This is a genomic window from Carnimonas nigrificans ATCC BAA-78, assembly GCF_000526695.1.
GTDB lineage: Bacteria > Pseudomonadota > Gammaproteobacteria > Pseudomonadales > Halomonadaceae > Carnimonas > Carnimonas nigrificans.
Genome location: NZ_JAGO01000015.1, coordinates 186,859 through 201,363, shown reverse-complemented (window position 1 = coordinate 201,363; position 14,505 = coordinate 186,859). Strand labels below are relative to the sequence as shown.

12 protein-coding genes are annotated in these 14,505 nt (G+C 58.9%); 1 reads left to right on the top strand and 11 read right to left on the bottom strand.

The genetic code is table 11. The features are described from left to right. Positions 1-345: 345 nt before the first annotated feature. The gene (cobM, locus tag L881_RS0110840) at positions 346-1,095 is read right to left on the bottom strand and encodes a precorrin-4 C(11)-methyltransferase (RefSeq protein WP_025733718.1); all 750 of its coding nucleotides are present in this window, start codon (positions 1,093-1,095) and stop codon (positions 346-348) included. After that, complete coding sequence (locus L881_RS0110835; protein ID WP_034579332.1) at positions 1,092-2,387, bottom strand: bifunctional cobalt-precorrin-7 (C(5))-methyltransferase/cobalt-precorrin-6B (C(15))-methyltransferase; 1,296 nt, start codon at positions 2,385-2,387, stop codon at positions 1,092-1,094. Before L881_RS0110835 ends, cobM begins: the two co-directional genes overlap by 4 nt. A gap of 89 nt (positions 2,388-2,476) precedes the next feature. Here L881_RS0110835 and L881_RS0110830 point away from each other — a divergent pair, with 89 nt between their 5' ends. Then, positions 2,477-3,232, top strand: a complete 756-nt coding sequence (locus L881_RS0110830; RefSeq protein WP_211238919.1) for a cobalt-precorrin-6A reductase — start codon at positions 2,477-2,479, stop codon at positions 3,230-3,232. On the opposite strand, the gene L881_RS13250 is transcribed toward L881_RS0110830, so the two are convergent. From L881_RS13250 to L881_RS0110785, 9 genes are all read right to left on the bottom strand, one after another. Continuing rightward, entirely contained in the window at positions 3,223-3,975 is a 753-nt protein-coding gene (locus tag L881_RS13250) for a precorrin-3B C(17)-methyltransferase (protein ID WP_034579329.1), read from the bottom strand. The two genes, L881_RS0110830 and L881_RS13250, sit on opposite strands and share 10 nt — an antisense overlap. Next, positions 3,972-4,787: a precorrin-2 C(20)-methyltransferase gene (locus L881_RS0110820; RefSeq protein WP_025733715.1), complete on the bottom strand. Its 816-nt coding sequence runs from the start codon at positions 4,785-4,787 to the stop codon at positions 3,972-3,974. The genes L881_RS13250 and L881_RS0110820 overlap by 4 nt, the downstream gene beginning before the upstream one ends. After that, complete coding sequence (locus L881_RS0110815; protein WP_025733714.1) at positions 4,784-5,422, bottom strand: precorrin-8X methylmutase; 639 nt, start codon at positions 5,420-5,422, stop codon at positions 4,784-4,786. Before L881_RS0110815 ends, L881_RS0110820 begins: the two co-directional genes overlap by 4 nt. A gap of 99 nt (positions 5,423-5,521) precedes the next feature. Continuing rightward, positions 5,522-6,739, bottom strand: a complete 1,218-nt coding sequence (locus L881_RS0110810) for a hypothetical protein (protein WP_025733713.1) — start codon at positions 6,737-6,739, stop codon at positions 5,522-5,524. Further along, positions 6,736-8,238 carry a beta-Ala-His dipeptidase gene (gene pepD / locus L881_RS0110805; protein ID WP_025733712.1) on the bottom strand — a complete coding sequence of 501 codons (1,503 nt, stop codon included), beginning with the start codon at positions 8,236-8,238 and terminating at the stop codon, positions 6,736-6,738. Before pepD ends, L881_RS0110810 begins: the two co-directional genes overlap by 4 nt. Before the next feature lie 108 nt (positions 8,239-8,346). Continuing rightward, positions 8,347-10,428, bottom strand: a complete 2,082-nt coding sequence (locus tag L881_RS13245; RefSeq protein ID WP_025733711.1) for a GNAT family N-acetyltransferase — start codon at positions 10,426-10,428, stop codon at positions 8,347-8,349. Positions 10,429-10,605: 177 nt separating this feature from the next. Next, the gene (locus L881_RS0110795) at positions 10,606-11,526 is read right to left on the bottom strand and encodes a class I fructose-bisphosphate aldolase (protein ID WP_025733710.1); all 921 of its coding nucleotides are present in this window, start codon (positions 11,524-11,526) and stop codon (positions 10,606-10,608) included. 90 nt (positions 11,527-11,616) lie between these two features. Continuing rightward, complete coding sequence (locus L881_RS0110790; protein WP_025733709.1) at positions 11,617-13,161, bottom strand: DHA2 family efflux MFS transporter permease subunit; 1,545 nt, start codon at positions 13,159-13,161, stop codon at positions 11,617-11,619. 2 nt (positions 13,162-13,163) lie between these two features. Beyond that, positions 13,164-14,327 (bottom strand): HlyD family secretion protein, encoded by a 1,164-nt coding sequence (locus tag L881_RS0110785; RefSeq protein WP_025733708.1) that lies wholly within the window; start codon positions 14,325-14,327, stop codon positions 13,164-13,166. Positions 14,328-14,505: the final 178 nt, after the last annotated feature.

Sequence of the window (14,505 nt, the reverse complement as noted above, 5' to 3'; positions counted from 1 at the left end):
TTGCTCGTAAGAGCAGTGGTGAGTGACGTTGCCGTCCGAATCGAAACGAGCGCCCACACAAATTGTCTGATCGATTTTTTAAAGAGCGTTGAAAGAAGCGGTGAACTGCTCCGTTCAAGTGGATGCGTATTCTACGCAATCCTGAGTGGAAGTCAACTGCTTTTTTGTTTTCGTTAACGTTTCCGTTAATTCAACAACTCAGCGATTTTCTTCCGGAAATCAACAACTTGAAAACCTTGCTGACTTCCTCGTTGAGGCCCTGCCCCAGCGATGGAGGCGTACTTTACGCACCACACCGACTCTTGGCAAGGCCTTTTGGAAAAGAATTTTCGATAGCGAACATATTCAGCGAAATCGGCGGCAATAATCGCTGCGATAAAGTGCACTGTTATCAAATGCCACTGCACCTAGCGCCCTTCCCACCAACACCAGCGCGCTGCGTTCAAAACGGTGCTGAATACACGCTTCTACAATACTGGCGAGCGGCGCAGTGACGATCTGCTGCTCTTCCCAGCTGGCGCGATATACCACCACACTCGGGCAATCTGCACCGTAGAAAGGAGACAAGCGCTCAACAATCTCGTCCAGCCGATGAATGGCAAGATGAAGCGCCAGCGTTGCCCGCGTTTCAGCAAAACGTTCGAGCTGCTCACTTTCGGGCATTTTGGAGGCCCTGCCTGAGAGACGCGTAAGCACGAGGCTTTGCGCCACCTCGGGAATGGTCAGTTCACGCCCAATCGCGGCGGCTGCCGCAGCGAATGCCGGCACACCAGGCGTCAAAGTATAAGGAATACCAAGCCGTTCAAGCACTCTCAGCTGTTCAGCAAGCGCGCTATATATCGACAGATCGCCCGAATGCAGCCGTGCCACCTCCTGGCCCTGTTGCCATGCGCTTACATACTCTTGCTCAAGCTGCTGAAGGTCGAGGGCGGCTGTATTCACCTTACGAGTAGAAGGCGGACAGTAATCGAGTAGCTCCTGATTAACGGTAGAGCCCGCGTAAAGGCACACCTCACACTCAGCAAGCAGCTTCTGCCCGCGCACGGTAATCAAATCGACCGCGCCCGGCCCGGCCCCGATAAAATGGACGGTCATGCCGGTAACTCCGTGTGGCCATCTGGTTTACGCCAGCACCACTGCATAATTGAACGCGCAGGCTGCCAGCCCGTTAGCGCACCCAGCGGAGCACAATGTTCGATACTGAACCGCGACAGGCTACCGCCTTGGTCACGATAGTACTCCATAATCAACGCCTCGCTTTCCAGCGTGACACTATTCACCACCAAGCGACCGGCGGGCGCTAGCCTTGCAGCAGCGGCATTGATGACCTCGGCACTGGCCCCGCCACCGACAAAAATCGCATTCGGGAGCGACGTCATAGCGTTGATGGCAGCAGGCACATTGCCTTCCACTACTTCCAGACGATCCGCCACGCCAAAGCGCCGCGCATTGGCCTCGATACGCAGGCAACGCTCAGAATGACACTCCACCGCCACCGCTCGTAGCGACTTATCCAATAGCAGCCACTCCAGTGCGACCGCCCCAGAGCCAGCACCGATATCCCATAGGCAATCGCCCTGCTGCGGCGCCAGCCTGGCCTGCACAATTGCGCGAATCTCCTCTCGACTGATTTGACCATCGTGAAAAAACTCAGCACGTGGTCGACCAGGCGCCAGGCTATCGCTACCAGCGGTTTCTGTATTTGCTTCATCCATTTTGGAAAGCTCCAGCGCCACTATATTGAGGGGATGAATATTTATCTCATCGAAGTCATCGAGCGTTGCGTAATGACGCGCGCGTTCGTCCGCGCCCCCTAACGCTTCCAGCACCTTCATGCTTGAACACTGATAACCGTGCTGGCAGAGATACTGCGCTATCTGTCTGGGAGAGTCCGACCCCGCGCTAAGCACCATGATGCGTGCACCGTGCTTTAACGCCTGATCGAGCTGCGACAAGGGGCGGCCGCACACTGACACCAGCGCTGTATCCTGCTGCGCCCAGCCTAACTTCGCGCAGCCCAGACTGAAGGCAGAAGGCGCCGGAAAGACGTTCATTTCAGCAGCAGGAATCACGCGAGCAAGCGAGCTGCCAATGCCATACAGAAAGGGATCACCGGAAGCCAACACCACGATAGGCTGCCCCGCGAGCTGCCGAATATGCTGAATACTGCGCTCGATAGGCGACTGCCATGTTTCACGATCCCCCTGAATCAAGGGAGCTGCCAGTGACAAATGGCGCTTGCCACCAAAGACCACACGCGCTGCCGACAGCGCATGACGTGCCGTTGGACGTAGCCCTTCAAGACCATCCTCGTTGATACCAATAATGGTCAACCATGCCGAACGGGCGCTCGCCGTCGTGTCTGTGGCACTGTTATCCTTGAGCACTACCGCTTACTCCTGATGGGCTGGCTTTCCGGCTGAATGAAAAGAGTCGCAACGCAAGCCTGATTATCCTTTTGGTCATGCAGCAAATAATGATGCGCGTATTGATTCTTGGCGGCACTGCGCAGGCTCGCCTGCTCGCGCAGCAACTTGCGCCGCGGTTGGACGTTCAGCTCTCCCTTGCGGGCGTAACACGCACGCCGATACCCCAGCCGGTGCCGACGCGGCGCGGAGGTTTTGGCGGTGCCGAGGGGCTGGCACTCTACCTTCGCGATCAGGCTATCGACGCGCTGATTCTCGCCACGCATCCCTTTGCGGCGCGCATGCCATTCAATGCCGCTCAAGCCGCCGCTGACACAGGGGTGCCGCTGCTACGGTTATTACCACCGCCGTGGCAACCACAGCCAGACGATCACTGGCAAAGTGTTCCCTCGCTGGAGGCCGTTCCTGCGCTGCTCGGCAGTTCACCGCTCACCGTCCTGCTAACCATCGGGCGCCAGCAGCTCACCGCCTTCACGCACGCGCCACAACATCACTACATCATACGCAGCATCGAAGCACTGCCTGCCGATCTTGCCCTGTCGCACGTCACCAGCCTACGCCGCCGTGGGCCTTTCTCGCTGAAGGACGAAATCGCGCTGATGAACGACTACGCCGTCGATCGCGTGGTGAGCAAAAATAGCGGTATGGATTCAGTCAAAGCGAAGCTGACGGCAGCGCGCGAGTTGGGCATACCAGTCATGATGGTGGAGCGGCCGCCCAGCCCCGACATCACGACCGTTGCTCGTGTCGAGGCCGCCATTGACTGGCTGCTCGACCTGCCTGCCAGCGTGTGGCCTCAGGCGTAACGTGGCGTATAGATCAGCGGCGAGCGTCCGTCACGCGCCACCACTCGGGTCGCGGGCGAGCCAACAATCACCATGGTTGCCATATCTGCCCAATCGCTGCGCGCATCTTCGAGCGTTGCGACACGAATCCGCTGATCTGGGCGAGTAATGGCTCGGGCGAAGATCACTGGCGTCTGTGCAGGAAGCTGCTGCCGCAACAGCTCAAATGCCCGCCCCAACTGCCAGGGGCGCGCCGTGGAGATCGGGTTATAGAAGGCCAAAGCCAGCCCGCAGCCTGCCGCCGCCGTTAAGCGACGCTCGATCACTTCCCAGGGTTTGAGATTGTCTGACAGTGACAAACAGCAGAAGTCGTGTCCCAACGGCGCACCGCATGCAGCAGCTGCGGCCAGCATGGCGGTAATACCGGGCACTATTGCAAGCTCCAGTTGACGGTAGCTCTCAGGCCCTGCTTCGATCTGCTCACATACAGCGGCCGCCATGGCGAACACCCCCGGATCGCCTCCCGATACCATCGCTACGCGATAACCCTCAGCGGCTGCATCCAAGGCATGCCGGGCACGCTGCGCTTCCACACGGTTGTCGGAAGGCACCGCACGCTGATGTGCGGCCAGAGTCAGGCGCGCCAGATAAGGGCCATAGCCGTACAGCAGATCCGCCTCTTGAAGCCCCTCACGCGCTGCGCCGGTCAACTGTTCGGCAGCCCCCGGGCCAATGCCGATCACGCTAAGCTTCCCGGTACTCATAATGATTGCTCGCCTGGGGCAGGAAACAGTGGCGAATCAAAGCCCAGTTCGTCCCACCCCGGCACTAATATCAGTGAGAAATAGGGGGCGTGATCGTCCTGCTTATGCGCCAGCGGCATTATCTGAGACTGGGGCTGCGCGATTCGCTCCACGTAAAGCGCACGCTCCAGCTTGCCGCACTGCGCCAGCACCTCACGCACTCGCCCTAAATGGCGGCCGATTTTCATAATCACCAGTGCCTCACAGCCGTCGATGCGCTCACGCAACGCCTGTGAATCAAGCGTTCCCGGAATCACGGTCAGGCTATCGTCCCCCTGACAAATCGGTAGCTGCGCAGCCGACCAGCTAGCCGACATCGCGCTGATGCCGGGGACAACTTCCGTAGGAAAGCGCCCCGCCAAACGCGTATGAAGATGCATATAGGAGCCGAAGAACAGCGGATCACCTTCCGCAATCACCGCCACGCTACGACCAGCGGCCAGCTCATGCGCCAGGCGTTCGACGCTTTCGTGGTAGAAATTGCGCAGTAGCGCCTGATAGTGCGGATGATGGCGATGAATCTCGGTAGTCACGGGGTAGTAAAGCGCCACCCGCTCCACGCTGGAAGGAAGGTGCTGCTCGGCAACGCCCAGCGCGTGGCTGGAATGGCCTGATTTAGCGAAATACGCCACCACATCAACTCTGGCGAGCACCTTGACCGCCTTCACCGTCATCAGGTCAGGATCGCCAGGCCCGACGCCCACCCCATACAGCGTGCCGCTGCGCGATGCCTGAGGGCAAACGGCAAGCGTTGCTACGTTTTCAGCACTCATAGCGCATCACTCGCTAATGCGTTGACCGTCGCGGAAGCGATCGCGCTTCCGCCCATGCGCCCACGTACGATCGCGTAGGGCAAATCGAGGGAGCTTTCTGCCAGCGCCTGCTTCGATTCAGCCGCACCCACAAAGCCCACCGGTACACCGATAATCGCAGCAGGACGCGCCGCGCCGCGCTCAAGCGCTTCCAGCAGATGAAAGAGCGCGGTTGGCGCGTTACCGATCACCACCAGCGCCCCCGCCAAGTGCTCATGCCATAGTTCCATGGCAGCCGCCGAGCGCGTCGTCCCAAGCTGTTTGGCAAGTGCCGCCGTACGCTCATCGCGCAGGGTACACAGTACCGGATTGTCAGCAGGCAAGCGCTTGCGCGTAACGCCACGCTCAACCATTTCGGCATCACACAGAATGGCCGCTCCCTGCTGCAAGGCGTGGCGCGCGTGCTGAGCAAACTGATGGCCGAATTCGATATGCTGGGCAAGATCGACCACACCGCACGCATGGATCATGCGCACCGCTACGTGGCTCTCCAGCGCATCGAAGCGGGTCAGGTTCGCTTCACTGCGAATGATGGAAAAGGAGCGTTCGTAGATGGCGAGGCCGTCACGCTCGTATTCATAGCGTTCGTTTTTCATCGAACGGAAACTCTTGTCAAAGGTGTGGCATTAGCGCCACACCAGATAATAAAGGCACTCTGGCTCGAACAGAGAGTGTACTGAATCAGCGGGCAAACATCAGTGCTGCACCAGTCGCTCGCACATTTCCCGGGTGAGATTCCCGTTGGTCAGCGAGAGCCGCTGTGCTGGTTCATCATAGGCAAGCCCGTTGAGCACCACGGCGATGGTCGATGCGGAAGTTCCTACCAAACAGAGTGCAGTGGCGTTGGGACGAGCGCACCCTTTGGCACATCCCGATATATGGACAGGCCCAGCCTTGCCGCTAACCGCCATGACCTCCGCCATTCGGTTTGCCAGAGGGCGAGTCGGCACCTGTGCCGCGGCACAGCCAGGCGCACCACGGCAAACGCTGATAGCAAGTCGGGCGTCATCACTGTGGGTTATCAGGCCCAGCGCGCTCAGTTCATGCAGCGCGCAGGAAGGATCAATTTCCTTCTTGGGCAACAGCAGCAAACGGCGCTGCGGCAGCGGCCACAGCGTGGCCTGAGCCTCTGCACACCACTCCCCCACCGCTTTCAATGTAATAGTACTGAGAGCGCCATAAGGTGCCGCCACCAGTAGCGCGTGATCGGCACGGCTTCCCAGCACAACTGCTTCATCATGAATATCGGGAAGTGCTCGCGTAACGCCGTAAGGTGACAGCAGCGAGGCCAGCGCCTCTGCTCTCTTAAGCTCACGACCGCGCTGGCCGCAGGAGCCCTCTGCCAGCAGCGTGAGAAGCGCCACGCCAGCATCCAGCAGGCAAGCGACACTCTGTTCTCTACAGTGAAACCAGTGCGCATCGAACGCACTACCGCCGACACCAAGCCAATATCCATCATCGGCAATGCGTAATCGAAGGTCGGCACTGAGCGCACCGATCCCATAGTTTCCGTGCTCTTCAACGACAACAGCGCACTTAGGGGGGAGCAGCAGCGGCTCTACTGCCAAGCGGTCAATCAGATGATCGCACAACGCCAATAGCTGAGTGCTGCGCTCGGCATTAGGCTCAAGCGTTACCGCAGGTGCAACCACAGGCTGTGGTATGAAACGATCAAGCTCAGCGGCGAAATGCCTGGCACTATCAGAAGTAAAGCCTCGTGCTTGCAGGTTGCCTCGCAGGGTCAGATCAATGTCACCGCTGCCGTAATAGTCAATCAGCTCGGCCAAGCGCACCAACCGCTCAGCCGACGCCCCGCAGCGCCACGGGGCCAGCCTCACCAGCAGGCCGTCCCCCGTTGTCATGGGTGCGACCAGCGATGGGCACGCCCTGCGACGCCCGGGGCGCTGACTCATGCCGGCAGCGGCTCCTTCGCCAGCGATTCGATAGTGCGGCGCAGCAGTGTCCAGAAAGCCTCCACGGCATCCAATTCAACACGCTCACTGGGCGAGTGCGGACCTTTGATGGTCGGGCCGAACGAGATCATTTCGAGATGAGGATATCTGGCACCAATAATGCCGCACTCAAGCCCGGCGTGGATCACCTTCACCTCGGGAGCATGCCCCTCGACCTGAGTGTGAATATCGCAGAAGCGTGTCAGCAGCGGCGAATGGGGGATCGGATTCCAGCCCGGATAGAAGGAAGTGCTTTCAGCGCTGAAGCCGCCAAGGCGGGCCAGGCCCTCGATACGTGCGGCCAGCGCCAGCGCCGCGCTGTCGCGCAACGAACGCACCATCGCATCAAGGTTCAGATGTCCACCTTCCAACTGTACGACACCAATGTTGTTGGAGGTTTCGACAACGCCAGGCACTTCGTCGCTATAGCGCTCAACCCCGTAAGGCAGTGCGCCCAGCAGACGGATAAAGCGGGCGGAATCCTCAGCTGATAGCGTTGCCTGACGTGGCGCATCGCTACCTACGGTGACTGCGACTGCCGCATCGACTTCGGCAAGCTCTTTCTTAAAGGTCGCTTCCAGCTCAGCAACATGCGCCGACAGCGCCGCCACGTCAGCATTTTTAACCGCAATCACAGCGCGGGCGCTGCGGGTAATGGCGTTACTCATTTCGCCGCCCTGATAAGAGGCGATAGCGACCGAGCCTTCTTCGTGGGCATCGAGGAGTGACAGCAGTGTTCGCGGCAGCAGTTGGTTGGCACTGCCCTTCTGCTGGTTGATCTCTACACCAGAGTGACCACCGTTCAGGCCATTCACGGAGAGCGTCAGGAAGCTCCACTGAGCATCCAGTTCATGCTCAACGAAGTGCTCGTTAATCCGTACATGCACGCCGCCCGCGCAGCCGATACATACTTCGCCGCGCTCTTCGGTATCCATATTGAGCAGGTAGCGCCCTTGCAGCCAATCCGAGGCCAGCCGTGAAGCGCCGCCCATCGAGGTCTCCTCCTCTACGGTGAAGAGCGCTTCCAGCGGGCCGTGAACCAGCTCATCATCTGCCAGCACCGCCAGCGCGCCCGCCACGCCAATCCCGTTGTCAGCGCCCAGGGTTGTACCCTTGGCCCACAGCCAGCCGTCGCGTACTTCGGTGAGAATCGGATCACGCGAGAAATCGTGCTCAACGTCAGCCTGCGACACCATATCGACATGACTTTGCAGGGTAACGACCGGTACGTCCTCATAACCCGGGGTGGCAGGACGCTTGACCAACAGGTTGCCCCCCTCATCACGGGAAGTGTCGAAGCCACGCTGCTCGGCAAACTGCTGGATTTTCGCCAGGATCGCCTCTTCCTGATGAGAAGGGCGCGGGGTATTACACAGCAGTCGGAAAAAATGCCAGACAGGTGCTGGCGATAGTGATTCCAGATGTTCGTTGGGATTCCCGACCGGGGCTTCGTTAGACATGTAACTCTCCTGACAAAAATATCGTTCTACTACTGTAACGCGTGGAGGCCACCGATGCCTTCATCGAAATGGCATCCTGTTACGTGAATAGGTTGCGCAGCACTGCCTTCAAGACTCTTCTGGCTGCACCGGCTTGAGCATCTGAGCACACCACTCGCGCCACAGGGTCTCGCCTGCTGCGCGGCCAGTCTGCTCAAAGCGGCGCGCCAGCCAACGCTCGTCCTTGCCCTGATACAGCAGCCCAAGAAAGCCCTGACGGGCATCGCTGTCGAGGTGCTCTCGCAGGCTGCCCCAATGACTTTTCAGCAGCGTGCGGTAGGGAGTCAGGGGTGCATGGGCCTGGGCAAGCCGCTTGAGAGCGCTCACCAGTTCAGGGGAAGAAGGAATAGCTTCAGGCGTCAGCAGGCTATCGACCAGCGCAACATCCAACTCGCGCAGCTCCATCGCCAGCCGCTCTTCAAGCGTTAACGCCCAATGCTGACGGCACTGCCGAATCAGACTGGCTCCTTCTGCATTGAGCGCCCGACCGACCATAACCGCATTCTCACCCGACGAACGTTCAGCCCGCAGGCCCAGACGCAGCGGCAGACACGCCAGCCGCGACCAGAAGTGCATCAGCCCGGCTTCAGCGCCAAAACTCGCTCCCAGCAGCGCGACACCCTTGCTGGCAGCATCCAAGGCCACCGCGTCGATCAGCTTTCTCGCGATACCGCGACGCTGTGCAGCAGGATGTACGGCAATCCGCATGATTCTGCGCCAGCGCAGTTGCGCCGCCTGCTTGAGTCCTTCATGCAGCGCCAGTGATTGAGGCAACAGCTCTCCCGGCAGACGACGCTCGCCGCGCGTCACGGCTTCCGCCATATCAGGGGTATAACCGCCTTCGTCAACGCTCGCGCAGACCCCCAGCAGTTGGGTGTTGTCGCGCGCGATCCAGATGGAGATAGGACGCTGGTCAAGCAGCCGCGTCAAGTCACTGGGGGCCGTGCGGTAATGGGCCGTTACCAGCAAGCCAAACAGGGTATTAAGGGCGGCATCACTGGCCGCCAGGCGATCGCGGTCAATCCGCTCAATGCGCACTTCATCAAAGAGCAACGGCCCTTCGGGCACCTCACCATTCAGACAGAGCAGCTGATTGGTCAGCGCTTCCAGCGGATCATCCTGAGCCCAGCGCACGGGAGTATTCAGCGTGAGCGTTTGCCGGTCAGGAGTACGCTGATCGAGATAATCGCGGAAACGAATGGCGAAGCCGCGTCCACTGCCTTCATAGCCGTGAGTCGTCGTGGCGAAGGCGATACGTGGAAAGCGCTCAACACACTGTTTAAGCAGCTGTACCGGCAGAGCCGCTGCTTCATCGACCAGCAGCATACTGCCATCGCCACCAGGGGGATGCGCGCTCTGCAAGGCTTGCTGCAAAGCAAGCGCATCGAGAAAACGCAGTTCGCCATTGGGATGGAGGAAATTGTGCCCCTCTCGCTGTCCTTCTGGCGCATGTTGTTCAAGCTGGCGAAACAGCGACTCCACCGACGCAAAGGCAGGTGCCGTCACCAGCAGCGTACCGCCCTTTTCACGCAGACGCTGTGCCGCCGCCATCCCCATGGCAGCGCTCTTGCCACGCCCCCGATCGGCTGTGAGCACCAGGGGGCGGCGACGCTTGAGCGAGGCAAGTGCCGTCACCGCCTGACGCTGATCGCTGCTCAGGCACCCTTCCTCATCACGCTGTAACTGCCACTCAGGTGCTTCATCGAAAGAGGGAAGATCAAGCTGCCCTTCTGAACGTAAACGCGCAATCGCCGATGACTGTTCGAGCAGACGCTGCATGCGCTTGCCGGAACGACCAATGAAACTGACATGGCTGGTAATAAGGGTAAATACGCCGCCGGCTTTCAAGGTTCCCGATAACGCACCGAAGGCATCCGCATCCATCCCCTGGCGTGCATCAAACAGTACGGCGTCAGTCTCTTCCCCCAGCCGACGCTGCGCCTGACCGGGCTGAATCCAGTTAATCTGAGGCGCCTGTTCAGGCTGCTGCGGGGAGACCCACAGCGCACGCTCACCATAATGCGCAAGTAGCGCCGCAATGGTTTCATCACTGGGGGCATCGCACCACAGCAAGGTACGAAAGCCGACTGAAGCAAGCCGGGTATCCAATAGCTGTAGCGAAGCGTGAAGCTCGGCATTAGGTGACGTCATAGCATATCCATCCTGAAAGGCTGCATCATTATGCCAAAGATAGCGGTGGCGTGGCGTGTCTTCATTGCCGGGCGCAGCGTGTAGTACGGCTACCAACGGCTCTCGGCAGCCTGTTCCGGCCAAAAAAAAGCGCAGCGCCCGAAAGCGCTACGCTCCTTGTCGTGTGCTGATCAGAACTCAGGCACGATCCTTGAAGATCGTCATGATGCGATCAAGCAGTTGCAACGCTTCTTCACGCGGACGCTGGAAGGTATTGCGACCGATAATACTGCCGGAAGCACCGCCATCAGCCAGACCTTCAATGGTATTGATCAGGCCATCCGTATCGGTTGCTTCACCACCGGAGAAAATCACGATGCGGCGGCCGTCGAAGGAGGATTGCACCACATGGCGCACGCGCGCTGACAGTGTAGAGATATCAACCTTCTGCTCTTCGTACACTTTTTTCGCCGCTGGCAGACTAAGGTGCTCGGTCGGTGGCTTGACCTTAATGATATGTGCACCCAGCAGTGCTGCGATATGGGCAGCATAAGCGCAGATATCCACCGCCGTTTCGCCGGGCTTGTCCAGCTCAGGCCCACGCGGGTAGCTCCAGATCACCACCGCCAGACCCGCAGCCTTGGCTTCACGCGACAGTTCGGCAATTTCTTCAAACTGTTCGAACTGATAGTCAGAAGAAGGATAGATGGTAAAGCCGATGGCAGAAGCGCCCAGACGCAGGGCATCGTCAATGCTGGCGGTAATTGCCTGATCCTTCTGCACCGCCAGACTGTTGGAGCTGTTCATTTTCAGAATCAGAGGAATCTGGCCGGCAAAGGTATCCGCACCTGCTTCCAGCATACCCAAGGGGGCTGCATAGCCTGAAAGACCTGCGTCGATGGCGAGCTTGAAGTGGTAGTGGGGATCATAGGCAGCAGGGTTGGCTGCAAAAGAGCGTGCGGGGCCGTGCTCAAAGCCCTGATCGACCGGCAGGATCACCAGTTTGCCGGTGCCTGCCAGCTTGCCTTGATTAAGAAAGCGCGCAAGGCTCGCCTTGGTGCCAGGATTATCACTTTCATACCAGCCAAGGATTTCCTTGACCCGTGCAGTTGTTGACATGGTTTCTCTCTCGTTTGTTTATTGCTTTATCCAAGGAGCCGCTGTCATTCACGGCTGCCTTAGACTTTGAGAGTACCGCAGATCAAATTTTCATGCACGAGAGGGCGAGCGAATTATCAATGCCACTGGGATCAGCAGGATATAGAGCGCCCCCATCCACAAAAAGAGGTCGTTATAAGCCAATACCTGAGCCTGCACATTAACGTTGCGCGCCAAAAACTGGATCGCTGCAGTGTGCGGGTCTGCCGTCACCCCTTGAAACATCTGTTCATACTGGCTGATGCGCTCCAGTACCGCCTGACGCCCATCATTGATGGCAGGAATAAGCTGCTGCCAGTGATAGTGATTGCGCATATCGAGGAGAGTGTCGATCATCGCGAGGCCCACTGCACCGCCAAGGTTACGCATCAGGCTGAACATGCCCGCCCCTTCGCCGATCTTGTGGGCAGGCAGCATGCCGATGGTGATACGAGAAGCAGGAATGATGCAGGCGATCAGCCCCACACCGCGAATGATCTGCGGCCACAGAAACTCATGGAACCCCGACTGAGCCGTCAGGTTGGCATTCATGATCGTACCGGTCGCCACCATCGCCAGCCCCACTACAATCAACGTGCGATGCGAGACCATATCTCCGAAGCGGCCCAGCAGCGGCGCGGCAACAAACATCGCGGCACCGGTGACGAACATCACTTCACCGATATCAATGCTGGGGTAATCACGAATAGTGCCGAAGAACAGCGGCATCAGATACACCAGGCCGTAGAGCGCCACCCCCAGCACAAAGACGATCAGGGTGCCGACCGAGAAGTTGAAAAAGCGAAATAGCCGCAAATCGACAATCGGGTTTTCAGCGGTAAAGGCGCGCCATAGAAACAGCACGCACGACACACCGCTGACCACCGCCATCCAGAAAATCAGGCGGTCACCAAACCAGCCGTCGTCGTTACCCTGCTCAAGCACGAACTCAAGCGCGCCCAAGAACAGCGCCATAAAGATCAGGCCCCAATAATCGAGCTTGCCCAGCGCTCCCTTTTCACGCTTATCAATATCGAGATTGCGCCACATCACCCAGCAGGCCAGCAGGCCAGGGGGCACATTCAGCAGGAACAGCCAGTGCCAGGAGAGGTGTTCGGTTACGTACCCGCCGAGGGTCGGGCCAATGGAGGGGGCAAGCGTCGCTACCAGCCCCATCACTGCCTGCACCGACCCCATGCGCTGACGCGGGAAGATGCGAAAGCTGACCGCCTGGGTCAATGGAATCAGCGCGCCGCCCAGAAAGCCTTGCAGCACGCGCATGACAATCAGGCTGGTCAGGCTGGTAGAGAACGCACAACCAATGCTCGCGAGGGTGAAACCGCCACAGGAGATCACCAGCGCCACGCGCGTTGAGCACACCCGCGACAACGTGCCCGCAAGCGGAATCATGACGATTTCAGCAATCAGGTAGGAGGTTTGGACCCACGAAATTTCACTGCGACTGGCAGCAATGCCTGCCTGCACTTCGTTCAGCGAACTGGCCACAATCTGAATGTCCAGCACCGCCATGAACATGCCGACAATCGCCGCCAAAAAGCCAATCTGCTGGCTGCGTGGCGGCATGGAAGTCGGCCCGGAAGCATGTTGACGGCTCATGGTCAGTGACCGGGCTGGGCATCGGGCGACGGTTGCTCAGGTGCCAGCTCAGGAAGCTGGCTTGCTGATCCATCCAGGCTGAGAGTGGGGTCCGGCAGCACGTAAAGCTGATTACGGCCCTGTTCGCGCGTATCAATTTCAGGCACCACGGAAAGTCCTGCCTGAAGCCGGCCCAACTGATCGGTAGGCCCGGTCAGGCGAATGCGCACCGGCACACGCTGCACAATCTTGTTGAAGTTGCCGGTGGCATTGTCCTGCGGCAGTAGACTGAACTCGGTGCCGGTCGCTGGCGCGATACTGTCCACCACGCCGCGATAATCAATACCAGGATAGGCATCCACCTTGATCGCCACTGGCTGACCGATGCGCATGGCTTCGATCTGGGTTTCCTTGTAGTTGGCAACGATATAGAGCGAATCCACCGGCACCAGTTGCAGCAATCCCATCTGCGGCTGCGCATAGGTGCCCACTTCAACGCTACGATTGCCCACTACCCCATCAGTTGGTGCGTAGATATGAGTACGGCCAAGCTGGGTTTTCGCTGTTTGCACTTCCGCTTCAGCAGAGACGACGCTGGCCTTTGCCGAGTCGAGCGCTGCCTGCTGGACAGCAAGCTGACGCCGCGCCGAGGTGACCTGAGCACTACCGCTCTGCACGTTGGCATGGGCCACCTGGCGATCAGCGCTGTCGTCGTCCAGCTGCTGGCGCGACACCACACCACGGCTATTCAGCATTAATGTTCGATTGAAACGTGCCAGCGCCTGTTCTTCGGTCGCTTTGCTCGAACTGAGCTGAGCCTGATATTGGGCGATCTGCGAGCGGCTTGCATCAACATTGCGTGCCGCTTGAACGACCTGCGCATTGGCTTCCGCCAGTTTTGCATTGGCCTGATTGAGGCTGTCGATGTAATCGCGGTCATCCAGGGTCACCAACAGCTGGCCTTTTTTGACCCGCTGGTTATGGTCAACATGCACGCCCACCACCCGCGCATTTAGCTCCGAGCGCACTGCCACCGCATCACTTCTGATATATGCATCATCCGTAGACTGGAAGAAACGCCCGGTTTGAAGCCAATAAACTCCCCACACGATGGCGGTAATCAGCAACACGAGGAAAACAAGGGCAAAGATTAACCCTTTAAGCCATTTTTTTGTGAGCGCGTGCATTCAGGATTCCAGCGGTAAAAATCGGGAGATGTCTGGTTGGATAAGGGAGGGCCATGTGCCGCAACAATGCGAGCGCCCAATGGGCAGGAAGGTTACGCCAAGGAAGCTATAAGCTCAATCCAGGCAACGGCTAAAGGCAACGCTGCCAGGGAGCAGCCCGCCTTTCCAACACGCCAAA